We start from the raw sequence: 26,677 nt of genomic DNA on the forward strand, positions 1-26,677 counted from the left end.
GGAGCGCCAGTTTGGGAGTGGGTACAAAACTTATAATCACTCGACTATTACCCCGAGCTCCCTCAGGGCCGAGATCATGTCATAGTACGCCTTTATTCTAGCTTTGTTCCTAGCCTCCTTCGGACCAGGGTTCTTCATGAAGAAGGCGTTGACGTCGTAGAATGTGCCCTTAACGCCCTTTTCTAGCAGAGCCGCAGCAAGCCTGACCAAGTCCACGGCGAGGCCCGCCAACGCGGGCGAGTCATTAATCCTCATGTTAACTATAAGTTCGTCCACCAAGCCGTTGAAGGTTATCCACTCTATGTCCATAGCTACGAACTTCCTGTCCCCTATAGCCTCCACGTAGCCCGTCGGCTTTATGTAGTGGGGGGCGTCGTAGCCTAGGATATCTTCCACCACGCTGGACTTCGTCTTCTCCTTCATCAAGTTCCTCTCAGGTATAGTCAACGCTAAGAAGTCGGTGTTGCCACCTATGTTGAACTGGACGATGTACCGGACCTTTCTGTTCCTCTCCGCTAGGTGCTCCAACAAGTCTGCGGTCAGCGGCGTAGCCCCGGTGGCCCCGTCGTCCCCCAGTACGAGGGAGTTAGCGTCTTCGTAAAGTTTGACGAAGGCCGGGTCATTGGCCAAGGGCGTGGGTATTAAGTTTATGAACGCCACTGGCTTGCCGGAGTCTTTGGCGGCCAAGTAAGCTGCAAACGCGTAGGCTTGGCCGGCGCTCACCTCGCCCCTCTCCAAGGCCTTTGCGAGCTTCCCCTCGTCCCCGAAGGGCTCCGCGGGCTCGGTGGAGATCAAGTTCAAAACCACGTTGACGTTGTCACTCTTAAACTCCTTCGCTATCTCTTCTACGGCTTCCTTTAAGGGGAGCTTCTGATCCCTCCCCCTTACGGGGAACATCTTGTCCAGTCCGGCCCCGGAGGAGGCGAGGACCCCTTCCCTGACCTCGAAGTCGGGGACGTCCGGGGGCACCGGGACAACTCCTTCCAGCTGCCTCTTCACTACCTCAGAGAGGGGCTTTCCCACCTTGTTGGCGTCTACGTCGTACGCGGAGACCACCTCCTCCTCTACGTAGTCTTTTATTACCTTGAACTTGGCCAGGGGGACCCCGTAGGGCTCGATTTCGGCCCTTTTTAACCTCTGGAGGCCTGCCGCGTAGTGGCTCGCTACGAGTCCGGCACCCACCACAGCGACCCTTATCAAAATCTCTTCCCGAGAGGGCGAGGACATCAGCAGAATAAGGGTTGCGGAACTACTCTAAAGCCCTCTCCGGAGGCCCCTAGGGACGCGAGATGAAGAAGCTGCTCGGAATGATAGAGCCGAAGACTAAGGCGCAAGAGGCGCTGGTGGAGGCCCTAATGGACGACAAAATCGACGTGGTAGGCGCCTTCGGCCCCTCCGGGACAGGGAAGAGCTTGATAACTATAGCATATGCAATAGATTCGTTGCTCAACGGGAAGTACAAGAAATTCATAATAGCTAGGCCCGTGATAGACGTGGTCACCGGGAAGGAGATAACGGCGGCGGACATAGGTGTGGAGGACTACTACAGGATAGCTTCGGCCTACTTAATAGACATACTGAGCGAGTACGTGAGCAAGGAAGAGGTCAGGAGGCTTTACGAGGAGGACAGGCTGATGTTGGTGGACACCCACTACTTGAGGGGCAGAACCTTCGACGACGCCGTCATCCTGCTAGACGACGCGCAGAACGCCGAGCCGGAGGCGGCAGTCGAGGCCTTGATGAGAATAGGAAAGAACAGCAAGTTCATAGTCGTGGGCGACCCCGTATTCCAGACTCACGCGGAAATAGGCAAGGACGGCGCGAGCTTGCTCAGAGAGATACTGTTGAACGAGGACACGGCCAGGGTGATAGACCTAGGGATAAAGGACATCGTGCGCCCCGGCGCGCGCAGGGGCATAAAGTTCATGATGGAGCTTAGGATGAGGAAGAGGAAACTGAACGAACTCGAGCAAAAGGTCGTCGAGGCCGCCAGGATCTACGCCCCCGACGCGGACGTGATCACCGTGGTCGAGTTCACTGAGGAAAAGAGGAAGTTCGGCTTGGAGGAGAACCAACACGTCCCAGACGCCTTGGTCGTGCTAAAGGAAGGCCACGCGCCCAGGTTCATCGGTAGAGGGGGCGAGAGGATCGCGCGGATAGAGGAGGACAGCGGGCTCCGGCTGAGGACCGTCGAGCTCACCTTGAACCTAAAGGACATTATAGCGGCCATACACCCCGTGCCTTGGATACACAAACATATAGTTGACGTGGACTTCGCGGGTCCGTCCCTCTTGGTCAAGGTCAACGAGGAGGAGTTCGGCGCGTTCGTCGGTCAGAGGGGCTCCTACGTTAGGTTCTTGAGTGAAGTCATGAAGAAGCTATTAAGGGTGGAGGTGTGGGCTAGGGAGGTAGAGAGCAAGAAGAGGAGGCGCAGATGAGGAGACCGCCAGTGTGTGACCCCGGATGAACGGAGCCGAGTTGGCCGAGAGCCGTTTTCTGCCCTCCCCTCCTCAGACCCGCGGAGCCCCGCCTTGAGGACTGCCGCAGTTCTCCTCGCCGCTGGGAAGGGCGAACGCATGTGGCCCCTCACGTCCACGCGCCCCAAGCCCTTGCTGCCCGTAGCCTTGGGCGAGAGCTTGTTGGAGCGATGGATTAAGGCGCTGAAGGAAATAACGGAAGACATCATCGTAGTCGTCAATAAAGAACACGTCAAATACTTTGAAAACTTAAGGTCCGAGTACGGAGTCGAGCTGGCAGTACAGATCGCCGCCCCTGGGACGGGGGCGGCGTTGGCCTCTGTGAAGCCCCCGGAGGCAGACTACGTGGTAGTGGCTTACGCCGACGTGTACTTGCAGAGGCCGCTCTTAGAGCTGAAGAGGCTCTTGGCCGAGGCCCCCTCGGTACTGGCCGTCCGAGTGGACGACGTGAGCCAGTACGGCGCGTTGGTCGTCGAGAACGGCGAGGTAAGGGAAGTGATTGAGAAGGAGATGAGCGGCCCCGGTCTCATAAATGGAGGCGTATACGTCTTCAGTAAGGAAATATTTGAGTTATTGAAGGAGTTAAAGCCTTCCAAGAGGGGCGAATACGAACTGACGGACTTGGTCAAAGGGCTTAGGGCGGTGGAGGTCGCGAGCGGATGGAAGGACGTCGGCAGGCCTTGGGACATCTTCGACGTGATGAAAATGGAATTCGAGGTGAGGGAGGGCCTCGAGAACCCTTGGGGGCCCGGGAAAGTCTACGGCGAGCTGCCCGAAGTCAAGGGCGAGGTTTACGTGGAGGGGCCGGTCTACTTCGGCGAGGGCGTCGTTTTGGGCCCCTTCGCCCACGTGAGGCCCTACGTCGCCTTGCTAGACGGCGTGAAGGTGGGCCCGTTCGTACAAGTTAAGGAGTCTATGATAATGGAGGGTTCGAGGTTGCCCCACTTGAACTACGTGGGGGACAGCGTGGTGGCCGAGGACGTCAACTTCGGCGCGGGCAGCGTCACGGCCAACTTGAGGTTCGACGAGAGGGAGGTAGAGGTAACCCTCAAGGGCCAGAGGGTCAGCACGGGGAGGAGGAAACTGGGCGCGATAGTGGGCGGGGGCGCCAGGATAGGGGTCAACGTGAGCTTGATGCCGGGGACTAGGGTGGGCGCCCGCTCTTGGATTTACCCCGGCTGCGTAGTGAGGGGCGACGTCCCGGACGGGGCTAGGTACAAGTGCTGAGGCGGTGTTTAGGAAATGAAGAGGGTACTCGTAGTAACGAGTAAGAGGTTGGAGAGCGCCGTCAAGGCCATGCTCAAGCCCCCTGAGGGCTACTCCGTGGAGGTCTGGGGGCTTCCGGTGGACGTGGTGGCCCTCCTTAGGCCGAGGAGCTTGAAGGAGTTGTTGAGGTTAGAGGAGAGGAAGAGGGGTACCCCCCTTAGCTCCTTCGACTACGTCTTGGTCTCCGGAGCCATTCCCGGCGACTTGAGCGAGGTCGGCGAGGGGCTGGGCGCGAAGATCTATAAAGGGACCAAGACCTTGAGTGACTTCGAAGTTATGATTAAGAACTTAAACGCGGTGGAGAAGTACTTGTCCCCCTCGGAGCCCCTCGACGAGGTGTTGAGCGAGCTGAAGTTGAAGGAGCTGAGGGAGTTCATAGAGACCTACGTCCCGGAGGAGTACGTCGTCGTGGGGGGCTTGAAGGTCCCGTTGAGGCCCCCGCCCGCCTTGTTGGCGGCGGAGGTGTTGGACAACGAAGACGTGGAGTCCCAGCTCCTAAAGGCCTCCGAAGTGGCCGACATGGTGATAGTCGGCTCCACCTCCACCTCTCCGGACCCCGAGAAGGCCCGGAGGCTGGTCGAGCTCGCCAGGAGGTACTTCCACACGGTAGGCTTCGACAGCATGTTTGTAAAGGAGATGAAAGCTGTGGACGCGGACCTCATACTGTCTTTGGAGAGGTCGAAGCTCGAGGAGCTCGAGCCCTCAGACGACAAGGCCTTCGTCGTAATCCCGGGGGACGTGAAGAGGAACTACTGGCCAAATAACGCCGAGGAGAAGGTAGAGTCACTCTTGTCTAACCTGAAGGTCGCCCAAGAGCGCGGCTTCGAGAAGGTTATAGTGGACCCCGTGCTCTCTCCCTTCCCGCATACTTTGGAAAGCTTCGTGGCCTTGAGAGAAATCTCAAAGAAAGTTAAGGCTCCCATAATGTTAGGCTTGAGCAACTTCGTGGAGCTGGTGGACGCGGACAGCCCCGGACAGCTGGCCGCTCTGACCTCCTTGGCCCTAGAGGGAGGGGCCTCGTTGCTCATGGTAACTGAACACAGCGACAAGTGTAAGGGCGCGTGGTCGGAAGCGAAGGCGGCCGCTATAATGACCTCATACGCCTTGTACAAGTCAACCCTGCCCAAAGACTTAGGCTTGGATTTGTTAATACTTAAGGAAAAAAGGATAAGGAGAGAGAAAGTAAGCGTGGAGAACAAGAGAGAGATAGAGGTGAGGGACGTAAAGTTCAAGTTGGAGAATACTGTAGTTAGGATTTGGGTAGAGGGCGACGAGGTGAGGGCCTCCGTGGAGCCCCACGGCGTGTGGCTCAGGGGCGACGCCTACTTGATAGGAAAAACCATAATAGCAGAGGGGCTGGTGAAGGAACCGTCACACGCCCTCTACTTAGGGTGGGAGCTCCAGAAGGCCCACTTGGCGGCCAAGCTCAACAAGAGCTACGTACAAGACGAGGAGCTGCGCTTCGAACCTCCAAGGGAGAAACTTAGGGGGCTCCGAGAAGGAGAGGGGGACGCGAGTTGAAGGTAAGGGTGGGCCACAGCCCAGACCCGGACGACGCCTTCATGTTCTACCCAATAAAGTTCAAGAAGATAGACTTGAGAGGCTATGAAGTGGAAGAGGTTGTGGAAGATATCGAAACCCTCAATAAGATGGCCTTAAAAGGGGAGCTCGACGTAACCGCCGTGTCCGCCCACGCTTACGCCTACCTGGCCCCCAAGTTCGACGTCCTCTCCTCTGGGGCCAGCATGGGGAAGGGCTACGGCCCGGTGGTGGTCGCGAGGGAGGCAAAGGAGCTCTCCGGGGCTAGGGTGGCGATACCCGGCGAGCTGACCACCGCCGCGCTCCTCGCGAAAATGTACTTACCTAAGGACGTGGAATTCGTCGTTATAAAGTTTGACGAAATACCTCAAGCGGTCGCTAGGGGCGAGGTGGACGCGGGAGTCCTAATACACGAGGGCCAGCTGACCTACCCTAAGCTAGGTCTGAAGAAAGTTATGGACTTCGGGGAGCTGTGGTACGAGGAGACGGGCTTGCCCCTCCCCTTAGGGTTGGACGTGGCCAAGTGGGAGGTCTCCCAAGACTGGGCCGAGATATGGTACGAGGCCGTTAAGTGGTCCTTGGAGAACCCCAAGGAGGCGCTGTCGCACGCCCTCAAGTTCGCCCGGGGGCTCGACGAGGACACCACGGAGAAGTTCGTAAGGATGTATGTTAACGAATATACCCTTGATATGGGCGAAGAAGGGGAGGAGGCCTTGAGGGAGCTCTACAAGAGGGCCTACAAGTCCAAGGCCCTCGACTTCCTCCCCGAGTTCAAGGTAGTTAGGCCCTCTTGATGCGGATTACCGTCCATCCGGCCTCCCTAGCGTCCTCCGGGACCGTCCCCACCGTCACCAGCACGGCGGCCGAGGAGTACTTCTTAATCTTACGCATCACGTCAGTTACCTCAGTCTCGTCGAACCAGTAGCCGTCCGTGAGCACCACGACCACGTCCCCTCTCCTCATCTTTTTGTAGACGAATTCCAGCGCCGGCCGCGAGAGGGTGCCTCCCCCTCCCTTGACGCTCTTCTTGACGTAGTTGAGGAGCCTGCTCCTGCTCGCGGCGGTCACCACCAAGTTCGGCTCTACGTCCCAAGTGACTAAGTTTACCTTACCTAACTTGGATATCGCAACTACTTCGGCTAAGAACGTTGAGAGCTCTTCGTCAGTTATCGAGGCTGAGGTGTCTACGAGCAACCACAAGTTGTTGCCGGTCCTCAAGTAACCCGGCACGCCTTCGAGGCCCCTTCTGTTGGGCACTTGCCAGCTCCTCACGCTCTTGATCGTCCCCTTTTTCAGCGCGCTCCTCAACAGCAAGGCCCACTGAACTTGCGGCTTGGAGGGCGCTACGAACCTCTCCAGCCCTCCCGGCAAGTTGCCCGCCCTCCTCAAGGAGACGGCCAGCTCAACCGCTTGCTCTACGACTTTGTCCTTCAATTTTGTAGGATCCTTAGTGTTCTTGAAGTACTCGTAAGATTTCTTAAATTCTTCCTCTACGTCCTTGCTGCCGTGCCAAAGCTTCTCCTTGGGGTAGACCCTCCTCTCCTCGTTGCTTACCGAGTCAACTACGTCGCTTACCACGACGGTGAAGTCGTAATAGGAGCGCTCCCCGCGGCCGTGGGCCTCCCTCTCGCCCCTCTGGTTCTCTATTACCAGCCTAAGCTCGTTGTTGTTGATGGAATTGAGCAACTTCTCGTAGATGAGCTCTGCGGGCTCTTTGGGTCCTACGCCTATGAAGCGGAACCTCCTCCAAGTTACCGGTTCCGAGCCCGTCAACTTTATCATTGAAGAATACAAGTTAGAGAACAATCCCAATTCTTCTAATATGCTGTTGACTTCTATGTCGCACGCCAAGTTCCACAGCAGGGGGTGGGAGACCTTCCTCTCTTTCAAGTATATCCAGTGTCCGAGGACCCCGTGGAGGGCTTCGTGAGCGAGTAACTCCCCCAAGCCTTTGTGGTCGAGCTTATACAACCACTCCTTAGAGACCACTACCGAGCCGTCTCGGTAGTCGAAGTACGCGTAGCCGCCTTCTCTAGCGCCGACCTTTACAGAGTACTTGGCGACGTGGCCGCCGAGCCCGGGATTCTTCGCCGAGAGGTACGCGATCGCCCTCTCTACTTTCTCTCTCAGCTTCAGCGACGCGTACAACCCCCGCGTCCTCTCCGGGGACTACTCCTCCTCGATTAAAGGTACGAAGGCTACAGGCAGCAGCTTCTTTATTACATATCCCTCCGGAGTCTTGATTATCTTGTAGAGTACTTGATATCCCGGCTCCTCCTCCACTGGGATCACCATTATTCCCCCCACCTTGAGCTGCTTCAAGAGGGCCTCTGGAACCCTCTTCGCCGCGGCAGTTACTATTATCTTATCGTAAGGGGCGGCGGGCGGGTAGCCCTTGCTTCCGTCGCCCACCAGCACGGTGACGTTGTTGTATCCCAACGCCTTTAGCCTCTCCCTCGCGCGCTCGGCGAGCTCGGGGATCCTCTCTATAGTATAAACGTGGCCCTCCGGCCCCACCAGCTCTGCCATTACGGCCGCGTGGTAGCCAGAACCCGTGCCCACCTCTAGGACCTTGTCGCCCCTCCGCAGCTCGGCAGCCTCGACCATGTAAGCGACCATGTGGGGCGCACTTATCGTCTGTCCCGCCCCTATCGGAAGGGGGGTGTCCTCGTAGGCCATGTGTCGGAGCTCCTCCGGAACGAACAGCTCCCTGGGCACCTTCATCATCGCTTCGGCTACTTCCTTCCTCTTTATGTAACCTTCAGCGATCAAGTTCCTTATCAATTCCCTCTTCTTCTCCTCCAAGGCCTCATCCGAGGAACTCTTTCGAAGTAGTTACTTAAGAGATGTGGAGCGTCCGAGGGTAGGTGTCACAGTTTGAGCATATCCTTGCCCTCCGCACCCCAAGTCTCCTTGCCCTCGGGGGGTAGCGAGAGCCTAGTTACGGGCGTGATAAAGACTATGGCAGACGTTATGACCAAAATGGCAATAATGATGAAAGATATGTACACGTTAACTAAAGAGATGCACGACATTATGTTGGAGATGGCAAAGACAAACAAAGAGATACTGAAAGACATAAGACTTCTCATGAATGAGACGACGAATGAGATGGTACATTCAATGAAAACGATGGACGCAATGATGTCCACAGTTATGCTCTACCAGCAGTTAATGCTAATAATGATGATTGTTGTTGTCCTAATTTTAGCGTTCTTAGTACTGCGGGGCGGGTAGGCGAGGCCTTGAAGCTGGACCCCGAGCCGCTCAGAGGGTTCAGAGACCTCTTCGGGGAAGAGGCGGAGGCGTTGGAGGCGGTCACCGAGGAGGCGGAGAAGCTGGCTAGGAACTGGTCCTTTGAAAGGTGCTACTTACCCACGGTGGAGCGCTTCGAGCTCTTTGCCATGAAGAGCGGTGTGGAAATAGAGAGAAGTATGTACGTGTTCGTCGACAAGGGCGGAAGGAAGGTCACCCTCCGACCGGAGGCCACGGCTTCCGCAGTGAGGGCTTACTTGAGGTTGTTGCGTCCGAGGCCCAAGCCGGTGAAGCTCTTCACAGTAGTTAACGTCTTCAGGTACGATGAGCCTCAGTTCGCGAGGTACAGGGAGTTCTACCAAGCCGACTTCGAGGTCTTCGGGGCCTCGTCGCCGTACCAAGACTCGGAACTCTTGACCATGCTCCACGAGTACTACGAGAACTTGGGGCTCCCCCACGAGATACTCCTCGGCAGCGTTAAGGCTCTGAGGGGCGTCCTGTCCGAGGAAGGCATAGAAGAGAGGGACCAAGACGTGGTCCTTCACTACGTAGACAAAGGCATGATAGATAAGGCCTTGGAGCTTGTGGAGAACAAGGCGAGGAGGCCGGAGAGGGCCAAGGAGGCGGTCGCCGTATTGTCGACCAAGGAGGGGGGCGAGGAGGTAATCAAAGAGGGGAAGGAGTTGATGGAGTCTTGGGGCTACAAGTACCGTTTCGAGGACTTAGAAGAGGTGTTGAAGTATCTCCCGGATGACGTGAAGAGTGTAATAAGGTTGAAGTTGGGCTTCGCCCGCGGCTTGGCGTATTACACTGGTTTAATTTATGAAGTAAGGGTGCCGGGGTTCCCGGTGTCGGTGGCCGGAGGGGGGAGGTACGACGCGCTCACGGAGGTTTACGGTTGGGAGAGGGTGCCGGCGACAGGCTTCGCCATAGGTTTGGACAGAACCGCCCTAGCGTTGATGAAAGAGGGAAGGAGGTTCGTGTTCAGACCAACCGTCGCCGTGTTGCCCTTAGCCGAGGAGGCGAGGAAGGTAGCCTTAGAGGTCCAGAGGGAGCTCGCCTCCTTAGACGTAAACTCCTTCTTGCTAACCGAACAGAAGAGTATTAAGAAGGCACTTTCCTTTGCCTCTTCCATGAATGCTAAGGTTGCTATAATAATAGGGAAGAAGGAGGTAGAGGAGAATAAAGTTACCATAAAGAACTTGGAAAAGGGCCTCCAAGTGAGCTGCGGGCGGGCGGAGCTGTTGGACTGTTTGAGCGAGACGTTGAAAACTCCGTGAGCGAGAACAGCTCTCGGGGGACGCTCTTGAGTTTAGAGAAGCTGGGTCCCGGGAAGGACGCCCCCGAGGTCGTTAACGTAGTGATAGAAATACCTATGGGAGGCTACGTCAAGTACGAGATGGACAAAGATACTGGGTTAATAAAGGTGGACAGAGTGCTCTACACCGCTATGTACTACCCCTTCAACTACGGCTTCATACCGGGCACGCTGGAAGAGGACGGCGACCCCGTGGACGTCTTGGTCCTGAGCTACGACCCCTTCTACCCCGGCACCTACCTAAAAGCCAAGCCGGTCGGCGTGCTCCTCATGGAGGATGAAGAAGGTCCCGACAGCAAGATTATCGCCGTCCCGGTGGAGAAGGTCGACCCGAGGTTCAAGGACATTAAGGACGTCAACGACATACCACAGATAATAAAGGACAAGATAAAACACTTCTTCGAACACTACAAGGAGCTGGAACCCGGCAAGTGGGTCAAGATAAAGGACTGGTTACCGAAGGAGGAAGCTTACAAGAAAATAAAGGCGGCCATCGACCGGTATCAACAAAATAAGCGCTCGAGCGCCCTAACGAGCGGGCAAGGGCAGTGATAACCTACGACGTACTCATTTTAACTCTCAGCGGAGTGCTGCTCGCCCACGGGTCCTTCGAGGTCCCCGCGGGGGACTTGTCGTGGACCTTCTTCTACCCGTGCCCTCGCTGTGAAAACGTATTGGAGGTTATGTTAACTCCCCCGGAGAAGTTCTTGAACTTCGAGGGCGGAAAGTACGTGGGGCCCGGGGCCTTGGGCTTCCCAAACGGCATAATACCTTGTAACAAGTACGAGGTGGTTGAAGGGGGCGTCAAGTACTTGGTCTGCGCCCACAAGAACGTAATCGTGTACGAGCGCTACCTCAAGGACTTCGCAGTACAGGTGAGCCTGAAGCCCACCTTAAAGGCCCTCGAGCTGGTACCCTTCGTCACCGACCCAGCCAGTCCTGGCAGTAAGGCAATAGTATCGTTCTTAGCGGCGCTCATAGCCACCTTTTCTGCGGTCGCTTTCCTAAAAAGGCACGAGCTGGTGGTGATGTGAGCTTTGTCCTTCCGGCTGACCCCTCTGGAACTCACGGTCTTGCTGTTGAGTGAGAAGGGCTACAGCTTGAAGAAGATAGCAGAGATTTTGAATATGGACGAGGACATGTTAGAGGACGTAGTTAAGGAGTTGGTAGAGAAGGGTTTCGCGAAGGAGGTAAAGAAGAAGAAGCTGTTCGGGAGGGAGAGGTACTTGATCTTGACGGACGAGGGGAAGAGGGCGCTGAGGGAGGTCGCGGAAGTCATGTCCAACGTGCTGGCGAGCGTGAAGGGAATGGTTGAGAAGGGAAATATAGACGGTGCCAGGGCGTTCTTGTCCAAATACATCGAATACTTGCCATACGCGCCCTTGTTGGGGGTCGCCGAGAGGTCGTTTGTAGAGAGCTTGATTAGGAAGATGGGGTACGTGCCGGCATACGCCCCGCCTCAAGAGCTTTATGAAGAGGAGCCCGTGTGGAGCTCTTGGGAGGAGGAGCTTTAGATCACTAGCTTGCGCTCCTTACTCTTCTTAACCACGTCCCTGACTTCCATATTGTGGAGCATTAGGAGCACGTTCTTCAAGTTGTGGACGAATAACATCAACCTGTACTTCAACTTTTCGTCCAACTCCCTTTTTTCTATTTCATCCTCAACCATTTCTAATACCTCTATCTTCTCGTCCACCTCGCTCAACCTCTCCCCCGCGCTTTCTATGCTGTGCAAGAAGTCAACTACTTCCTTGGCTATGTTAAGGACGTCTATGACCTCCTTCCTTCCGTCCCCCAACGACTGGGCTAAGGGCACCAAGCTGTCCGAAGTCATTTCCAACGACGTCAGCAAGTTTGTCACGAAGATGTCCGGCTCTGAGGACGAGTTCAAAGTACGGAGCGCGAGGCGGTAGAGCTTGTCTACCTCGTTCTCCAACTCTTGTAGGTACTCGAGTTGGTCCCCTTCTAGCAATTGCCCTATCATTAAGGATATCAAGCCTACGAGCCTCTTGGTCAGCTCCGTCGGGTTCTGTTCGCTCCCGCTTATGAACGTTTGAAGCACCATCTCGTTGGGCCTTTGCTCCACTATCTCCAACCCTATCAACTGGTTCATAGCGGTCTTGACGTGTTTCATTATTTGGTATAACAGCGAATTGTTTTCGAATGTTATTCTTATTATGTCCGTGCCGGCTATGTAGGCCGCTATTATAGCTCTGTAGAGACCTTCAACCCTCCCCTTGACCTCAATTGTAACCGTCACCTTTTCTGAAGAGACCGACGTATCGGGCACTATCTTTATGTAGTTATCTTCTATCACCAAGGTGAGGACGTCGCCGGCCTTCAGCCCCTTCTTCTTTATCCAGTCCGCGGGAAGCGACACGACTAAGGTAGAACGCCCTAGCCTCACTAACCTCCTTCGTTCTATCAATATCGCCACTCCGGTATATGCATACATTTACACAGATTATTAAAAGAGCCTTCCATAACACGGCCCATGGAAGGAGCATGAAGCTACGCTTGCTGGACGCCGAAGGTATGGCCATGTCAGGATTGGTGGAGGACGCGAAGATCGTCGAGGTGGGGAAAAACAAAGCTAAAATAGTAGTAGTTACGAACGACGGCGAGGTCTTGGAGACCGAGGAGGTCGACAAGGAAGTGGCGGCGAAGAGTTACTTCATTATCCTTCAGTACGTAAGGCAGTGGGGAAAGAGGATAAACGTCACCCGATGAAGATTGGTATTACCGGCGACCGGTGAGCGGTGCCCCGGAGCTGAGGCTTTAGAGTTTCCGGGGGCGAGTAAGGGGACGGTAGGAGGTTTTGGGAAGGCTCTTCGGCACGGACGGAGTGAGGGGAATAACGAACGAGGGGATGACGCCGGAGCTGGCGATGAAAGTTGCCCAAGCGGCGTGTACGTGGTTAGGAGGAGGCAAGGTTCTGGTCGGGAGGGACGTCCGCTACGGCGGCGACATGCTGGTCTCAGCCGTGCTGGCGGGGCTGAGCTCTTGCGGGTGTGAGCCCTACTATGCTGGCCTCGTACCCACGCCCGCGCTGCAGTACGCGGTACCCCGCTTGGGCTACGACATGGGCATAATGGTAACTGCCTCCCACAACCCCCCTCAGTACAACGGCGTGAAGGTGATAGGCTCGAACGGGGTCGAGGTCCCGAGGGACGCCGAGAGGGAAATAGAAGAGATCATATTCGAGAACAAAGTGCGAAGGGTACCATACTACGAGGTCAAGGAGGCGAAGCGGGAGGGCAGGGTGCTGGACGTCTATATTGATGGTATCTTGGCCGATATAGACGTACAAAAGGTAAAGAACAAGGAGTTCAAAGTGGTGGTCGATGGGGCCAACAGCGTCGGCTCCCTCGCCACGCCCTTAGTGCTGAGGAAGCTGGGAGCCAAGGTTCTGTGCTTGAACTGCAACTTGGACCCCTCTTTCCCCGGCCGTCACCCCGAGCCCACCCCTCAGAGCTTGGAGGAGACCTCCCGCGCAGCCGTAGCCGTGGGGGCCGACTTGATAGTAGCCCACGACGCCGACGCCGACAGGGCGATAATTGGCGACGAGGCCGGCGAGGTCCACTGGGGCGACCGCTCCGGGGCCTTGCTCACGGAGCACTTGGCAGAGAAGTACCCCCACTTACCCAAGAGGACCTTCACGGGCGTCTCCTCTTCCCACATAGTAGTAGACGGCTACCTGAGGCCTAAAGGAATAGAAGTAGTCTGGACCCCCGTGGGGAGCGTGGTCATAGCACACGAGCTCATCAAGAGGGGAGGAGTGAGCGGCTTCGAGGAGAACGGCGGCTTCATGAATCCCGTCCACCAGCCGGTGAGGGACGGTGCCATGACGGCGGCGCTGTTCTTGGAGATGCTCGCCCAGAGGGGCAAGAGGGCCTCGGAGCTGTTCTCGGCCCTCCCCAAGGCCTATGCTATAAAGGGTAAGGTTTACAGAGGCGAGAAGGAGGAGTTGCGAGGGTTGTACGAGGCCCTCAAGTCCAAGTACCAAGACTGTCAGTTCACAGAAATAGACGGCTTGAAGGTAGTCTGCGAGAACTTCTGGTTCTTGGTCCGGCCCTCGGGGACGGAGCCGGTGGTGAGGATAATGGTCGAGGCGACGGACCCGAAGAAGGCCAAGGAGGTCTACTCGGAGCTGGAGAGCTTCGTCAAGGCCTTTCTAGGCTCAACTTAAATGCCTCTCCAAGTGCCGCTGCCTAGAAAGAAATGAAGGCGGCGCTCAACTGGCTGGGCGACAAGCTGGCCGCTTGGGCCAAGTCGCTCTACGTTCATACGCTGTGGTGGTACTCCATACTTTTTAGCAGGACGTCGGTCATCATAGCGTTCGTACTGATAACGATAGTAGTCATCAGCTCCATAATATTTCACCACGTCGAGCACAAGTCCCTTTTCGAAGCGATATACTGGGCCATAATAACGGTAACCACCGTGGGTTACGGAGACGTCGTCCCCACGAGCTTCCAAGGGAGGCTCTTGGCTCTAGCTCTGGCCTTAAGCGGCTTCGCCGGGCTGACGGCAGCTTTGAGCATCGCGACGCACTTCATCGTGGAAAAGGCGATAAGGGAAAGGGAGGGTGAGTTAACAGTAAAAGGGACGAGGATAATGATAGTGGGCTCCTCGAGCGCGTGCGCTTACATAGCTACTCACTTGATACGGGAGGTTGGGAAGAGAGGCAGGATAGTGTGGGTCACGTCCTACGACACCCCGGAGAAGTACGTCATAAAGGCTAGGGAGGCAAGCGTCGTAATAGTAAAGGGATCCTTGACGGAGGTTGACACTTACGTGAGGGGAGGTATTGAGACGGCCAGCGATATTGTGATATGCGGTAAGAACGACAAGGAGGGGCTCTCGAGCCTTGCCGTGATAAGGAGCTTGATGGGGAAGAGCTTGTACCCCCCTAGGTTGATATTCATTGCCCACACCAAGAGGGCCGAGAAGCTCGCCTACCAAGAGTTCGGCGCCGACGTGGTGGTCGCTCTAGACTCCTTAGGCTACCTCTTCAAGGAGTCGCTGACCGACCCCACCGCGGCCATGTTCCTCTCCGCCCTCTCGGAGGAGCACCCCAGGTTGGTCGAGGTTAACTTGTTCAAAAAGGGAGGCTTGCTCCTAGCGAAGATAGCTAATAACGTGTACGTCTTGGGCAGGAAGGAACGCCTCACGGCACATGAGCTCTCCGACGCCTTAAGTAAGAAGAGGAAGAAGAAGATATACGTGGTGGCCAAGGTATTTGGATTGAACGAGGTCGTGCCACTGAGGCCCGGCGACTACTTGGAGCCTCACGACGTGGCCGTGGCGGTCGAGTTCGAGGACTAGAGCTTGATCACCGCCAACAAACTCCCGCACATCGCAACCCCCTTGCACTTGGGAGCCCACGAACACGAGTTACATCTGAACGTGAACGTGATTCGCGGCAACTCGCCCACGTTGAAGTCTCTATATATCATAACTTTGTTATCGAGGGCTAGGCACAAGTTAGAATTACACCACTTAGCATCTTTGCCCCTCCCACGGACTTCCATTAGTTTGACGTAGTTTTCATGCTCTCTTTCAAATTTTAGTATTTGTACCTCGTCGTTGAACACTACGAGCCACTCCAAGTCCGGGGTCCAGCGAACCTTGCTCAAGTCCCATTGGTAGCTGTGGTGTGCCAACACTTCTCCGCTCTCACTCAATATTATTAGGTTATACTTGCCGGCCACCGCCAGCAAGCTGCCGCTCTCGGTCCTCTCCAAGCGGACCACCGGCAACTCCTCCGCTACCCTGATCTCCTTAACCACTTTCCCTTCTTTCACTATCAGTATCCTCCCGTCTTCCGTGCCCACGGCGAAGCCGCCGTCCACGCCGACGACGCTGAGGGCTCCTTCCAGCTTCACCGATCTCTCCTTTACGTTCTCCAACCCTTCGGAGAAGTCCAACATCATTAATCTTTTTTTAGAAACCGCCCCCAACACCTTGCCGCTCCAACCCAAGTCGCTGAACTTGGTTAGGCCCCCCTTGACCACGTACCTCCCGTCTAGGTCTAGAACGCCTACTCCGAAGGTCTCTCTTAGGACAGCTATGTAGGGACCCCATTCGACCTTCGAACACTTAATGTTGAACTTTTTCAACAGCACCTTATCATCACCCTAGGCGTTTGAATGTGAAGAAGGTGGCGGCCGTCGGCGGACTCGACCCCTCGGGGGGCGCCGGGATAGAGATGGACGTCAAGGTCGGCAGCGCCGTAGGCGTTCACGTTCACCCAGTGGCGACGGCCATCACTTACCAAACGCCCACCGAGTTCTACGGCTCTAAGTGCACCGATATAGAGGTTCTGGAAGGCCAACTCAAGGCCGTAAAGGGAGTGCGGAACTGGAAGCTAGGGATGCTCTGTAACGAAAGGATCGCGGAGACCTTGTTGAAGTACTTAGAAGGGGTGGTTGTGGTAGATCCCGTACTCAAGGCCACGGCCGGAGGAACGCTCTACGAGGGCAGTCTGGAAACTTACAAGAAGATCTTGTCGGTCTCCTTCGCAGTCACCCCCAACGCGCTCGAGGCCGAGGCCCTCACGGGCTTGAGGGTCCGCACGGTGGATGACGCCATAAGGGCGGCAGAGGCCTTGGCAGAGGCGGGCCCTAAACTCGTGGTAATAACTGGAGGTCACTTGGAGATCTTCGCCGACGTGATATATTACGACGGGTACGTAGAGGTGATAAGGGGGACGAGGAAGGTAACCTCCTTCCACGGGTCGGGGAGCTTCATGGCCATGGCATTGGCTTCCTACTTGGCGTTGGGGGAGGCCCCGGTGGTCGCCGCGAGGAAGGCCGTGGGCTACACTAGGGTCGCGCACCTCTTCTCCCAAGGCAAGGAGGCCCTCGATCCCCTGTACCAAATGAGGTACGACGCGGTCAGACACTGTATGTACGAGGAGTACAAGTACTTCATAGAGTGGCTTGAAAGCTTGCCCTTTGAGAAGGCAAAGAAGATCGCGCCGGAGGTAGGGATAAACGTCGCCTACTCGGTCCCGAAGGAGTTGGTGAGGGGCAAGGGCTCGGTGCTAGGGGTCCCCGGGAGGCTACGGCTGACCCCCAGAGGCCTTAGGTCTTGTTGCAACCCTTGGTGGGGCCAAGCCGACCACACGGCGCGCTTGCTGCTGGAGGCCCAGAAGTACAACCCGAAGCTGAGGGTCGCCATGAACATAAGGTACAGCCCGGAGAACGTCGCCGCGCTCTCCGGCGCGGGCTACGAGGTCTACGAGCTCAAGAGGGAGACCGAGCCGCCGGGGGAGGAGAGTATGAGGTGGGCAGCGAAGAAGGCCTACTCCGACTTGGGCAAGGTGCCGGACGTCATATACGACAAGGGCTTCTACGGCAAGGAAGCCATGATAAGGTTGCTCACTGAGGGCTTAGAGGAGCTTAAGGAAATGTTGAGGGTAGTCCTCCAGATTTAAGGAGCCTTTGGGGAGACGCGGCGGCGAAGGCCTTGAAGCAGCTCGCCGCTCTGCTGATCCTGACCTCCTTGGCCTTCGGACTGAGCCAGTGCTACTCTCAAGTCCGCACGGTCGAGGTGCCGGTGGTGGGCGTAAGCCTCGGGCCCGGGGGAGAGGAGCGCGGGGTGGTCGGCACCTTACAAGTGACCGTCGCCTACCCCGGGAAGGGCGAAATCTACGTCGCCTCCGAGCCCTTAACGGAGGTGGATACCCAAGGCGTCGCCCGCGTCGCCGTGCTCGTCGCCTCGGCCTTGGCACACAAGGACTGGACCAAGTACGACTTCTTCTTTAAGTTCAGGACGCCCAGCGTGATAGTTGGCGGCCCCAGCGCCGGGCTAGCGATGACCGTCGCGGCCTACTCCGCCCTCACTGGGACCCCCCTTAGGGAGGACGTCGCCGGCACGGGCACGGTGGGGCCCGACGGGGTTGTCGGGCCAGTGGGAGGGGTTTACGCGAAGATGGTCGCGGCGGCTAAGAGCGGTTACAAGGTGTTCGTGGTCCCTAAGGGAGAGGAAGTCGTTACGAGGAAAGTAGTAGAAACCGAGCCCCTGCCCTTCGGGATAGTACAACGCTTGAGGACTGAGAAGGTCAACTTGATAGAGGAGGGGAAGAGGCTGGGCGTGGAAGTAGTCCCGGCCGCAACGGCCTACGACGCCTTGAGGGTGTGGTTGAAGGGCGCGGAGCTGCCGGAGTGCAAGCCCGACGTCCGGCTGCCAGGGGACGTCTTACGACTGATGAGGGAGTGGAAGGAGCACTACTTGAAGCTGTACGAGGGGGCCCGCTCCGAGGCCCGGAGGCTCACCCAAGAGTCCGTCGCCTTGCTCTCCGAAGCTGAAAGGATGGCTAGGGCAGCGGGCGAGGAAAAGGACCCGTACGAGGCCGTGAACTACGCCTTCACGGCCGCGATACTGGCCGAGGAGGCCAAGTGGTACGACGAGGTGGCCCTTAGCGGCTTCAGGGCGCTAGTGAAGCTCAGCGACGAGGTGGAGAGTAAAATAAACGAGGCCAATGCTACTATAATGAACAGCTTGACTTATGACGTTAACAAGTTGGATCCGCTCCTCACCGCGGCCACCAGGGTCCTAAAGGCTTACTACTTCTACCACGCCGCCTTGAACAGCACCGACTTGGGGAACATAATTTATTACTTGGTACTGGCTAAGTACTACTCCGAGGCAGCCAAGACTTGGATCGCGTTGACCTCTTTGGAGCCGCCGGGACCTAAGGCAGACCCGGAGGCCCTCTGGAGGGACGCCTTGGCGCTTTACTCCTCCGCCGGCGAGCTATTCGCCTACTACACCACCATAGGCTCTCAAGTGGGCGCGGTCCCCTCGCGCGAGCTCGAGGTGGCGGTGGGGGTTTACAAGGAGGCCAACGACATGCCGGCGATATACAAGCTGGCGGCCAGCACCTACTTGTCGGCCCTCGTCACCTACAGCCTCCACACAACTTACAACATTTCCTCCGAGACCATGATAGACAAGGTGATGGCCGCGCTCAGCTGTAACGCCGCGCTGGCCTTAGACAGGGGGCTCAAGCCCTACGCGGCTGAAATATATTACACGAGCGCCAGGGCGTCCGAGGGCGAGGCGGCCTTCTTATACGCCGCCCTAGCGTCCACGCACTTCTTACTGCTCTCGCTGTTAGCTTAGACCTCTACAAACCTCTTCACTATTTCTAAGAAGGTTAAGGCGTTTTTGTACATGTCGTCGTTGTTGAAGTACACGAAGGCTTCCCCTCCCACTCGGAGGACCTCCTTCGCGAGCTCCTCTAACTCCTCCTCTGAGTAGGAGTAGGCGTAAGGCGGCTTACCCCGGCCGTGTAGCCGGAAGTACGCGTAAGGCCCCGTCCTAGCGTAAACCTTGAACTTCGTGCTATCCACGCTGACGAAAGTGGCTTCCAACTCACCTAACCTTTTAATGTAATCTTCTCTGAACAGGTCTTCGTTCCTGAACTCCACCGCGGCCCTCCGCCCCAAGGAGACGCTCTTCAAGAACTCCTCCAGTTTGGGAAAGTCCTTAGGCCCGAAGCTTGGGGGGAGCTGGAACAAGTAGAACTTGATTAAGGGGTCTAATGGTTTGAAGACCCTCTTGAACTCCTCCCACGCCTCGTAGCTGTCCGGCCCGAACCTCGAAACGTGGGTAATCCCCCTATACACCTTGACGCTCCAGAGCAAGCCCGAGCCCTCCCGTGCCCACCTCTCCACGGCCCTCTCGCCGGGGACCCGGTAGAAGCTCGAGTTCAGCTCGACTGTGTCGAAGGGGGTGTTCTTCACGTACCCCCTCAAGCCTCCCCTGTTCCAGCGGTAGGCCCACCCGGAGGTGCCCACGTGCACTTTCATGGCGACGCTGGGGCCCCTCCCTCGCTGGAACTATAAAGGGCTTTGGTGGGTCCGGGGTGGGAGAAGTGATGAACGAGTCGCCCCGTAACGCGTTCGGCGAGCAGTTGGTCAAGGAGGGGGAGAAGAGGAAGGACTTGGTGGTGCTAACCGCCGACGTGGCCGACGCCACGAGGACGAAGTGGTTCGCCGAGAAGTTCCCAGAAAGGTTCATCAATGTTGGCATTTCCGAACAAAACATGATAGGGATGAGTGCCGGCTTAGCGGCCGTGGGCTTCCAGCCGCTGGTGGCGGCCTTCGCGATGTTCTTGATGAGGGCTTGGGAGCAAGTTAGGAATACGGTCTGTAGGGCCCACGTTAACGTGAAGATAGTGGGCACCCACGCCGGCTTCTCCGACGCCGGCGACGGCTCCTCCCACCAAGTGCTAGAAGACGTGGCCCTCATGAGGACGTTGCCCTGTATGAGCGTGGTGGTGCCGGCGGACGCCACCGAGATAAGGAAGGCCTTGCCGGAGGTGTTGGACTACCCTACGCCAGTTTACATGAGGATAGGAAGAGACTACGGTCCTAAGGTGTACAGCGACAACAACTACGAGTTCAGAGTTGGGGAGGCGGTCTGGCTCAAGGACGGTTACGACTTCGCGATAATAGGCAACGGCCCCTTGCTGTGGGACGCCTTGGTGGCGGCCGAAAAGCTCGAGAAGGAAGGGACCAGCGTCGCAGTGATAAACATGCATACGGTGAAGCCTCTGGACACCAAGACGTTAGACAAAGTGGCGGGGAAGTACTCCGGCATAGTTACTGTGGAAGAGCACGGCGTCAGGGGAGGGCTCGGCTCGGCGGTGGCGGAGTACTTGGTCCAGACCTCTCCGGTGCCCATGGAGATACTCGGCGCCCGCTCGTTCGGAAAGTCAGCCCGAGACGTGAGACACATTATAATTGCGAACGGACTCGACTTTACCTCTATAATCAACGCTGTGAAAAGGCTCGAGAGGAGGGTTAGAAGATGAGCGAGAACCCGCTCGAGTCCCTTAAGGTTAAGAGGAGAGAACTCGACAAGCTCGATAAAGAGATATTAAGGCTGCTCAAGAGGAGGTTCGAAATCGTCAAGGAGATTACGGACACCAAGAAGAACTTGGGGCTTCCGGTTTACGACAGAGATAGAGAGGAAGAGGTGATGGTAACTAGGACGGTCTGGGGCTTGGAGCTGGGGATACCCCAAGAGTTCACTAAGGAGATGTTCAAGATGATACTGGAGGAGTCCAAGAAGATTCAGCTGTACACGCCGGAGAAGGTGTACGTCGGGATTTACGGCTACGGGGGCATGGGGGAGCAACTGGTGAAGGTGTTCTCCAGGGCGGGACACAGGGTGGTGGTCACCGGGAGGAACTTGGAGAAGGCCGAGGGGTTGGCGAAGAGGTTCAAGGTCGAGTGGGGGGAGCCGAAGGAGGTGGCGAAGGAGGTCGAGTGGCTCATACTGGCCGTCCCGCCCAAGGCCGTTCCCGGGCTGGTGAAGGAGTTAGCCCCCCTCATGAGGTCCGGAGCGCTCTTGAGCGACATATCGTCAGTAAAGAAGACGCTTGTAGAAGAGGTGCTAAAGGTCTTGCCAGAGTACATAGAGTACATCAGCCTCCACCCGCTGTTCGGCCCCGAAGTGGAGCCGCTGGGTGAGACGGTAGTGGTCGTGCCGGTGAAGAGTTACGACTACTGGGTCAGGCTGGTCCAGAACATATTCGTGTCGATGGGGTTTGAAGTTATCACGAGCACCCCGGAAGAGCACGACAGGGCTATGGCAGTCACCCAAGTCCTCCACCACTTCGCACTGGTCAGCTTGGACGAGGCTGCTAAGAAGCTGTCCAAAGAGTACGGGGTTGACTACATGAGGTACGCCACCAGGTCGTTCAAGAAGACGCTCGAGACTATACAAAGATTGAAGGAGTTAAGCGAGGTCATAGATGAGATACAAGAGATGAACGAGTATGCCGCGCACGCGAGGGAGGAGTTCTTGAAGGTCGCGTCGCAAATGGACAAGAGGTGGAGGAAAGGCCGTTAACTCCCGATTTTGTGCACACAATGGCGGAGAGATGTGCACATACCGGACGGGTTCTTGAGCTCCCTTGGGTCGTGTCCACTTACGCCCTCACGCTGACTTACCTCGCCTACGCTTGGAGGAAGGCCAAGGAGTTCTTGAGTGAAGAGAAGTCGGCTTGGGCCAGCGCCCTCGCCTCGGCGATCTTCGCCGCGCAGATGCTCAACTGGCCCATCCCCGGAGGGCCCTCGCCGACACACTCTTCGGGCCGCGGATAGGAAGCTTGATAATGGCCTTGGTTGTCAGCGTACAGTGCTTCTTGATCCGCGACGGCGGGATTACGGCGTTAGGCACCAACATATTCAACATGGGCATAGTTGCCGTGTGGACCGGCTACCTCGTCTACCGGTTAGGGCTTGGTGGGCGGAACTGGGGGTACTCTCCTAGCGGCCTTCTTGGCGGGCTGGCTGAGCATAGCGGTCGCCGGCGCGGTTGCTGGGCTAGAGATAGGCTTGAGCCCCTCCTTCCCCTACCGGGGCAGAGGTCACGTTACCAATAATGTTTGATTGGCACTTCTTGCTGGGAGCGGCGGAAAGGATAATCACAGCCTTGGTAGTTTTTACTACATGACCACGCGCGCGGGTGGGAGCTGTGAGGGAGGTCTGGTACGTTATTTTGGTTATGCTCGCGATGAGCCCGTTGTTCGGCGTGGTACTGGCGGACGCGGTGGGGGCTACCACGAGCCCTTGGACGTAGCCGCCGAGGCTTCGGGGCTCCAAGACGTTACGGAGAAGCTTAACTGGACGCCTCTGTTGGACTACACCGTGCCCGGTCCCCGGAGACCTTAGGGTACGCGGTCTCTGGCGCGATCGGAGTGGCAGCAGTATACTTGTTGGGCAAGCTTCTGTTCGACAAGGTTTTGGCAGGCCTAACGGAGGCGACCGCGGAGGCTGCTAGGGCGCTCTCCTCCAGGAATGCGAGGCCCGAGGCGCCCCAGCTCTTCCTCGCCGCTGCTCTGGCCTCCACCGCCTTAGCCGCCAACGACCTCTTCCCCGCGTTGGTCGACATGCCCTTAGCTATTTACTTAATCGTTAGGAACGAATTTAAGAAAACGCTCTTGACTTTGTTGTTCTTTGACGTCGTCGTGTCAACCTCCTTGTTGTTCTCTCAACCCTTCAGAGCGTTGGACTTCGTGATTAGGAGTTTCTCGTACTCATCCGTTTTCATTTTCCTGACCTCGCTTACCGGGTGGAATGGCTTCGTCAGCTCCTTGCCCGTGCCGGCCAAAATAAAATTCATGATTAAGGTAATTCCCGTCCAAACGTACTTGAGCCTCAAGGAGCTCAACTCCTTGGTCCTCGCCAGGAAGGCTAGACCCTGGCCTCCCTAGCGCTGTTGGGGGGTGAACGGCCTCGCTGTGCTTGTGGGACGCTTGGTTCGGGTATGAGGGTTACGTCTTGAAAGGCGCCAACGCGTGCGTCAAGAGGAACACCTTAACTGTCGTAGTAGGCCCAATGGGGTCCGGAAAGAGCACCCTACTCTACGCCCTCGCGGCCCTCTTGCCTCTAGAGAGGGGCTCGGTCACGGTCGACGACAAGCCCTTCTCTCAAGCGGACAGGAGGAGGGCTGGGATACTCTTCCAGAACCCTGACGACCAACTCTTCAACGCCACAGTTTACGATGATGTGGCCTACTCCCTCCGGACCGCGGGGGCGGACGAGGCGGAGGAGAGGGCGTTGGAAGTGTCCGAGAGGCTGGGGGATAAGGGACCTCTTGGGCCGCAACCCCTTCAAGCTCAGTTACGGCCAGAAGAAGCTGGTGGCGCTGGCCTCGGTGGCGGTTTACGACCCCGAGTCCCTCTTGTTAGATGAGCAAACAGCCAACCTGGACAAGGGATCTTATGAAATAATCACGTCATTTGTCGAAGAGGCCTTGGAATCCGGCAAAGGGGTCTTCGTCGCTTCTCACGAGCCGGACTGGGCCTCGGTGGCGGACGAGGTGTACGCGATGAGGGACGGTGAGCCGGTGAGGGTTGACACATTGGGAGCCTTAAGGGAGCTCCCCTTGCCGCCCTCCTGGCTAGCCTTGTTGGACATCTTCGGGGAGAAAGCTTTGGATATAGTAAGGGAGAAGAGCCCCTTGGGAAGGGGGAAGCTGGTTAGAGAGACGAGCTGAACGTGCCATCGTGTTGCTGTTCTATTTTCTAACTCTCTTGTGGAATTCCACAGATCAACATTGGGGCTCAGGGCGACCGAAACCGCGTTTGGCATTCAACCCTCTTTTGAGACTTCACCCGGGAATAGCGGGTTGAGTGACTGGGTATTGGCACGACCTTTCTATCCTCTCTTGAGACTTCACTCAAGGGTGTTACTCTTATTGAGTGAACACCATGTACCAACATCGGATTAACTTCTCTTACGACCTCTCTATCCTCTTTTGAGACTCCGCCGGGCCCTTCCGTGTAAGACTCCCGGATCTTTACCTTAAAAGGATTGCGTTCTACCGTTTGTATTGCAGTATCGATCCGGTTACGACATTCTATATTCTTGCCCTAGATCTCTAACGTTACTGGAGATCATGTTGAGATCATGAACTCCCTAAAAAAGGAGGGAAATGGAGGAACATACAGCTATGTTCGCAAAGCCCTTACAGAGCTGACTTAACCAGCTTGCAGAGCGCGAGCGCCAGTCGGAGGTCGCGTACCACCTTAGGTACGAAGGAGAACCACTTACTGCTGGAAAGTATGGAGTGGCATAAGGCGTCGACGACGTTTAAGATGGTTTCGACATCATCCGAGCCGAGTACTAAAGTGATTACAGCGATTGTGAGGCAGAGCGCGATGATGATTGCAATGATTATGAAACAGAGTAAGCGGAGCGCGATGATGATTGCTAGCAGCTTAAGTATCTCCTCTGGCGACTGGGAGGAGAATTTCATTCTCCCCACCGGGTAGGCGTTGTTCAATGTTTGTTCGGCGTCGTTCTCGTTGTCCGCTTACCGTCGTCCGCTTCCCTGACCCTTACGTGTCCCTCTTGCATGTCTTGTGCAGTTAATCCGATATTGGTACGACCGATCAACACACCTATTCACCGTATCTTTCTATTCATATTCGGAGTTATAAGTTTTTCACCTTCGGACATCGGAGTCCAGAATTATGAAAATACGTGGGCTTGGAAGTTCTCTTGTACCGCTCGGCGGTTCAGTATGTGAATGCGAAAAAGATAATAAATAAGTATTAAAATTTGGCGATTTGATGTTCTGAGAGGCTAAGGGGCCAGCATGGTGGCAAAAAACTTATATAGAACCGGTTCCACCACACCCCACGGTGGGTGAGCGCGATGGCGGTCAGGCCTATCGAGAGCATGGGCGTTCCGGTAGTGATACTCAAGGAGGGCTCCACCAGGACCTACGGCAGGGAGGCTCTGAGGACTAACATGATGGCCGCTAGGGCGGTCGCCGAGGTTCTGAGGACCACCTTCGGCCCCAAGGGAATGGACAAGATGTTGGTAGACAGCTTGGGCGACGTGACCATAACCAACGACGGCGCCACCATATTGGACAAGATGGACTTGCAGCACCCCGCCGCCAAGCTGCTGGTCCAGATAGCTAAGGGCCAGGACGAGGAGGTGGGCGACGGCACCAAGAGGGCGGTGATCTTCGCTGGCGAGCTCTTGAAGCACGCCGAGGACTTGTTGGAGAAGGACGTACACCCCACCATAATTATCCAAGGTTACAAGAAGGCCCTAGGGAAGGCGCTGGAGAAGATAGAGGAGATCGCCGAGCCCATCGACCCTGAGGACAAGGAGAAGCTCAAGAGGATAGCGCTCACCAGCTTGGCCAGCAAGGGCGTGCAAGAGGCTAGGGAGCTGTTCGCCGAGATCGCCGTGGAGGCGGTAAACACCATCAAGGAGAAGAGGGGCGACAAGTGGTACGTCGACTTGGACTACGTCCAAATAGTCAAGAAGCACGGCGGCAGCTTGAAGGACACCAAGCTGATAAAGGGAGTGGTCCTCGACAAGGAGGTAGTCCACCCCAACATGCCGAAGAGGGTAGAGAACGCTAAGATAGCCGTGCTCGACGCCCCGCTGGAGCTGGAGAAGCCCGAACTGGACGCCGAGATAAGGATAACCAGCCCCGAGCAGCTGAAGGCTCTACTGGAGGAGAAGGAGGAGATACTGAGGAAGAAGGTGGAGAAGCTCAAGGAAGTGGGCGCCAACGTGGTGATAACTCAGAAGGGCATCGACGAGGTCGCTCAGTACTACCTAGCGAAGGCCGGCATAATGGCCGTCAGGAGGGTGAAGAGGAGCGACCTGGAGAAGGTGGCCAGGGCCACCGGCGCCAAGATAATCAGCAACGTCGAGGACATAACTCCCAACGACTTGGGCGAGGCCAAGCTAGTGGAGGAGAGAAAGGTAGGCGACGACAAGATGGTCTTCATCGAGGGCGCCAAGAACCCGAGAGCAGTGAGCGTGCTGATCAGGGGAGGCTTCGAGAGGATCGTAGACGAGGCCGAGAGGAGCTTGAGGGACGCCCTCAGCGCAGTGGCTGACGCGGTGAGGGCCGGCAAGATAGTGGGCGCCGGAGGGGCGCCGGAGGTGGAGCTCGCGCTGGCGCTCAGGGACTACGCCAGGGAGGTGGGCGGCAAGGAGCAGCTAGCGATAGAGGCCTTCGCCAAGGCCCTAGAGGGCATAGTTATGGCCCTCGTCGAGAACGCCGGCTACGACCCGGTGGAGAAGCTGATGCAGCTGAGGGCCGCCCACGCCAAGGAGGGCTGCAAGCACTGCGGCGTAGACGTGTACACCGGCGAGATAACTGACATGTTGAAGAAGGGCGCCTTCGAGGCCGTCGCCATACCGGCCAACGCGATCAAGAGCGGAACCGAGGCCGCCACTCTGATACTGAGGATCGACGACATAGTGATAGCCGGCAAGAAGGAAGAGGAGAGCAAGGGCGGCGAGAAGTAAACCCGATTAGG

28 protein-coding genes and 1 pseudogene are annotated in these 26,677 nt (G+C 56.7%); 22 read left to right on the top strand and 7 right to left on the bottom strand.

Going from position 1 to position 26,677, the window contains the following annotated elements:
• Positions 1-36: 36 nt before the first annotated feature.
• Entirely contained in the window at positions 37-1,200 is a 1,164-nt protein-coding gene (locus IGNI_RS04495) for an inositol-3-phosphate synthase (RefSeq protein ID WP_012123017.1), read from the bottom strand.
• Positions 1,201-1,289: 89 nt separating this feature from the next.
• Between IGNI_RS04495 and IGNI_RS04500 the strand changes: the two genes are divergently transcribed.
• The 4 genes from IGNI_RS04500 (at position 1,290) to IGNI_RS04515 (ending at position 6,076) form a co-directional block, all read left to right on the top strand.
• On the top strand, positions 1,290-2,438 hold the full coding sequence (locus tag IGNI_RS04500) for a PhoH family protein (protein WP_012123018.1): 1,149 nt from the start codon (positions 1,290-1,292) through the stop codon (positions 2,436-2,438).
• A 93-nt stretch (positions 2,439-2,531) separates the two neighbouring features.
• Positions 2,532-3,704: a bifunctional sugar-1-phosphate nucleotidylyltransferase/acetyltransferase gene (gene glmU, locus IGNI_RS04505; RefSeq protein ID WP_202943250.1), complete on the top strand. Its 1,173-nt coding sequence runs from the start codon at positions 2,532-2,534 to the stop codon at positions 3,702-3,704.
• A gap of 15 nt (positions 3,705-3,719) precedes the next feature.
• Complete coding sequence (locus IGNI_RS04510) at positions 3,720-5,264, top strand: dihydropteroate synthase-like protein (RefSeq protein WP_012123020.1); 1,545 nt, start codon at positions 3,720-3,722, stop codon at positions 5,262-5,264.
• A complete protein-coding gene (locus IGNI_RS04515) occupies positions 5,261-6,076 on the top strand; it encodes an MqnA/MqnD/SBP family protein (RefSeq protein ID WP_012123021.1) in 816 nt (271 codons plus the stop codon). Before IGNI_RS04510 ends, IGNI_RS04515 begins: the two co-directional genes overlap by 4 nt.
• On the opposite strand, the gene IGNI_RS04520 is transcribed toward IGNI_RS04515, so the two are convergent.
• On the bottom strand, positions 6,063-7,430 hold the full coding sequence (locus tag IGNI_RS04520; protein WP_012123022.1) for a DUF2201 family putative metallopeptidase: 1,368 nt from the start codon (positions 7,428-7,430) through the stop codon (positions 6,063-6,065). The genes IGNI_RS04515 and IGNI_RS04520 overlap by 14 nt on opposite strands.
• Before the next feature lie 21 nt (positions 7,431-7,451).
• A complete protein-coding gene (locus IGNI_RS04525; RefSeq protein ID WP_012123023.1) occupies positions 7,452-8,087 on the bottom strand; it encodes a protein-L-isoaspartate O-methyltransferase in 636 nt (211 codons plus the stop codon).
• A gap of 72 nt (positions 8,088-8,159) precedes the next feature.
• Between IGNI_RS04525 and IGNI_RS04530 the strand changes: the two genes are divergently transcribed.
• The 5 genes from IGNI_RS04530 to IGNI_RS04550 are packed head-to-tail and all read left to right on the top strand — an operon-like array spanning position 8,160 to position 11,369.
• Positions 8,160-8,519 carry a hypothetical protein gene (locus IGNI_RS04530; RefSeq protein ID WP_012123024.1) on the top strand — a complete coding sequence of 120 codons (360 nt, stop codon included), beginning with the start codon at positions 8,160-8,162 and terminating at the stop codon, positions 8,517-8,519.
• 8 nt (positions 8,520-8,527) lie between these two features.
• A complete protein-coding gene (gene hisS, locus IGNI_RS04535) occupies positions 8,528-9,817 on the top strand; it encodes a histidine--tRNA ligase (protein WP_012123025.1) in 1,290 nt (429 codons plus the stop codon).
• Positions 9,818-9,843: 26 nt separating this feature from the next.
• Positions 9,844-10,407, top strand: coding sequence for an inorganic diphosphatase (ppa, locus tag IGNI_RS04540; RefSeq protein ID WP_012123026.1), 564 nt, complete (start codon positions 9,844-9,846; stop codon positions 10,405-10,407).
• Complete coding sequence (locus IGNI_RS04545; RefSeq protein WP_012123027.1) at positions 10,404-10,889, top strand: hypothetical protein; 486 nt, start codon at positions 10,404-10,406, stop codon at positions 10,887-10,889. The genes ppa and IGNI_RS04545 overlap by 4 nt, the downstream gene beginning before the upstream one ends.
• 3 nt (positions 10,890-10,892) lie before the next feature.
• The gene (locus IGNI_RS04550; RefSeq protein ID WP_012123028.1) at positions 10,893-11,369 is read left to right on the top strand and encodes a hypothetical protein; all 477 of its coding nucleotides are present in this window, start codon (positions 10,893-10,895) and stop codon (positions 11,367-11,369) included.
• Here the strand turns inward: IGNI_RS04550 and IGNI_RS04555 are convergent.
• Positions 11,366-12,283, bottom strand: a complete 918-nt coding sequence (locus IGNI_RS04555; protein WP_148202247.1) for an AbrB/MazE/SpoVT family DNA-binding domain-containing protein — start codon at positions 12,281-12,283, stop codon at positions 11,366-11,368. The two genes, IGNI_RS04550 and IGNI_RS04555, sit on opposite strands and share 4 nt — an antisense overlap.
• 77 nt (positions 12,284-12,360) lie before the next feature.
• Between IGNI_RS04555 and IGNI_RS04560 the strand changes: the two genes are divergently transcribed.
• From IGNI_RS04560 to IGNI_RS04570, 3 genes are all read left to right on the top strand, one after another.
• Positions 12,361-12,585: a hypothetical protein gene (locus tag IGNI_RS04560; RefSeq protein WP_052570159.1), complete on the top strand. Its 225-nt coding sequence runs from the start codon at positions 12,361-12,363 to the stop codon at positions 12,583-12,585.
• Positions 12,586-12,673: 88 nt separating this feature from the next.
• The gene (glmM, locus tag IGNI_RS04565; RefSeq protein ID WP_012123031.1) at positions 12,674-14,044 is read left to right on the top strand and encodes a phosphoglucosamine mutase; all 1,371 of its coding nucleotides are present in this window, start codon (positions 12,674-12,676) and stop codon (positions 14,042-14,044) included.
• A gap of 32 nt (positions 14,045-14,076) precedes the next feature.
• Complete coding sequence (locus IGNI_RS04570) at positions 14,077-15,183, top strand: ion channel (RefSeq protein WP_012123032.1); 1,107 nt, start codon at positions 14,077-14,079, stop codon at positions 15,181-15,183.
• On the opposite strand, the gene IGNI_RS04575 is transcribed toward IGNI_RS04570, so the two are convergent.
• A complete protein-coding gene (locus IGNI_RS04575) occupies positions 15,180-15,983 on the bottom strand; it encodes a hypothetical protein (RefSeq protein WP_012123033.1) in 804 nt (267 codons plus the stop codon). The genes IGNI_RS04570 and IGNI_RS04575 overlap by 4 nt on opposite strands.
• 26 nt (positions 15,984-16,009) lie before the next feature.
• Between IGNI_RS04575 and IGNI_RS04580 the strand changes: the two genes are divergently transcribed.
• Both IGNI_RS04580 and IGNI_RS04585 read left to right on the top strand, forming a co-directional pair.
• A complete protein-coding gene (locus IGNI_RS04580) occupies positions 16,010-17,296 on the top strand; it encodes a PfkB family carbohydrate kinase (RefSeq protein WP_052570160.1) in 1,287 nt (428 codons plus the stop codon).
• Positions 17,297-17,328: 32 nt separating this feature from the next.
• Complete coding sequence (locus IGNI_RS04585) at positions 17,329-18,987, top strand: S16 family serine protease (RefSeq protein WP_012123035.1); 1,659 nt, start codon at positions 17,329-17,331, stop codon at positions 18,985-18,987.
• On the opposite strand, the gene IGNI_RS04590 is transcribed toward IGNI_RS04585, so the two are convergent.
• Positions 18,984-19,676, bottom strand: a complete 693-nt coding sequence (locus IGNI_RS04590; protein ID WP_012123036.1) for a DUF72 domain-containing protein — start codon at positions 19,674-19,676, stop codon at positions 18,984-18,986. The two genes, IGNI_RS04585 and IGNI_RS04590, sit on opposite strands and share 4 nt — an antisense overlap.
• Before the next feature lie 68 nt (positions 19,677-19,744).
• On the opposite strand from IGNI_RS04590, the gene IGNI_RS04595 reads away from it, so the two are divergent.
• From IGNI_RS04595 to IGNI_RS04610, 7 genes and pseudogenes are all read left to right on the top strand, one after another.
• On the top strand, positions 19,745-20,683 hold the full coding sequence (locus IGNI_RS04595) for a transketolase family protein (protein WP_052570520.1): 939 nt from the start codon (positions 19,745-19,747) through the stop codon (positions 20,681-20,683).
• Positions 20,680-21,726 (top strand): bifunctional chorismate mutase/prephenate dehydrogenase, encoded by a 1,047-nt coding sequence (locus tag IGNI_RS04600; RefSeq protein WP_012123038.1) that lies wholly within the window; start codon positions 20,680-20,682, stop codon positions 21,724-21,726. The genes IGNI_RS04595 and IGNI_RS04600 overlap by 4 nt, the downstream gene beginning before the upstream one ends.
• A 20-nt stretch (positions 21,727-21,746) precedes the next feature.
• A pseudogene (locus IGNI_RS07895) lies at positions 21,747-22,093 on the top strand (energy-coupling factor ABC transporter permease); the annotation flags it as partial.
• Positions 22,094-22,121: 28 nt separating this feature from the next.
• Entirely contained in the window at positions 22,122-22,268 is a 147-nt protein-coding gene (locus IGNI_RS07900) for a hypothetical protein (RefSeq protein WP_238374137.1), read from the top strand.
• Between the two features lie 308 nt (positions 22,269-22,576).
• Positions 22,577-23,092: a hypothetical protein gene (locus IGNI_RS07865; RefSeq protein ID WP_012123039.1), complete on the top strand. Its 516-nt coding sequence runs from the start codon at positions 22,577-22,579 to the stop codon at positions 23,090-23,092.
• A gap of 67 nt (positions 23,093-23,159) precedes the next feature.
• Positions 23,160-23,573 (top strand): ATP-binding cassette domain-containing protein, encoded by a 414-nt coding sequence (locus IGNI_RS07990; RefSeq protein ID WP_476737614.1) that lies wholly within the window; start codon positions 23,160-23,162, stop codon positions 23,571-23,573.
• Complete coding sequence (locus IGNI_RS04610) at positions 23,476-23,877, top strand: P-loop NTPase family protein (RefSeq protein WP_052570162.1); 402 nt, start codon at positions 23,476-23,478, stop codon at positions 23,875-23,877. The genes IGNI_RS07990 and IGNI_RS04610 overlap by 98 nt, the downstream gene beginning before the upstream one ends.
• A 471-nt stretch (positions 23,878-24,348) precedes the next feature.
• Here IGNI_RS04610 and IGNI_RS04615 read toward each other — a convergent pair whose 3' ends face one another.
• Complete coding sequence (locus tag IGNI_RS04615; RefSeq protein WP_012123040.1) at positions 24,349-24,666, bottom strand: hypothetical protein; 318 nt, start codon at positions 24,664-24,666, stop codon at positions 24,349-24,351.
• A gap of 374 nt (positions 24,667-25,040) precedes the next feature.
• On the opposite strand from IGNI_RS04615, the gene thsB reads away from it, so the two are divergent.
• Entirely contained in the window at positions 25,041-26,666 is a 1,626-nt protein-coding gene (gene thsB, locus IGNI_RS04620) for a thermosome subunit beta (protein ID WP_012123041.1), read from the top strand.
• Positions 26,667-26,677 lie beyond the last annotated feature (11 nt).

Origin of the sequence: Ignicoccus hospitalis KIN4/I, from assembly GCF_000017945.1 — an archaeon.
Taxonomy (GTDB): Archaea; Thermoproteota; Thermoprotei_A; order Sulfolobales; family Ignicoccaceae; genus Ignicoccus; species Ignicoccus hospitalis.

Coding starts and splice junctions, on each gene's coding strand:
- IGNI_RS04500 (WP_012123018.1), top strand. CDS start 1,290: ATGAAGAAGCTGCTCGGAATGATAGAGCCGAAGACTAAGGCGCAAGAG.
- IGNI_RS04510 (WP_012123020.1), top strand. CDS start 3,720: ATGAAGAGGGTACTCGTAGTAACGAGTAAGAGGTTGGAGAGCGCCGTC.
- IGNI_RS04560 (WP_052570159.1), top strand. CDS start 12,361: ATGAAGCTACGCTTGCTGGACGCCGAAGGTATGGCCATGTCAGGATTG.
- IGNI_RS04570 (WP_012123032.1), top strand. CDS start 14,077: ATGAAGGCGGCGCTCAACTGGCTGGGCGACAAGCTGGCCGCTTGGGCC.
- IGNI_RS04590 (WP_012123036.1), bottom strand. CDS start 19,676: ATGAAAGTGCACGTGGGCACCTCCGGGTGGGCCTACCGCTGGAACAGG.
- IGNI_RS04595 (WP_052570520.1), top strand. CDS start 19,745: ATGAACGAGTCGCCCCGTAACGCGTTCGGCGAGCAGTTGGTCAAGGAG.
- IGNI_RS04600 (WP_012123038.1), top strand. CDS start 20,680: ATGAGCGAGAACCCGCTCGAGTCCCTTAAGGTTAAGAGGAGAGAACTC.
- thsB (WP_012123041.1), top strand. CDS start 25,041: ATGGCGGTCAGGCCTATCGAGAGCATGGGCGTTCCGGTAGTGATACTC.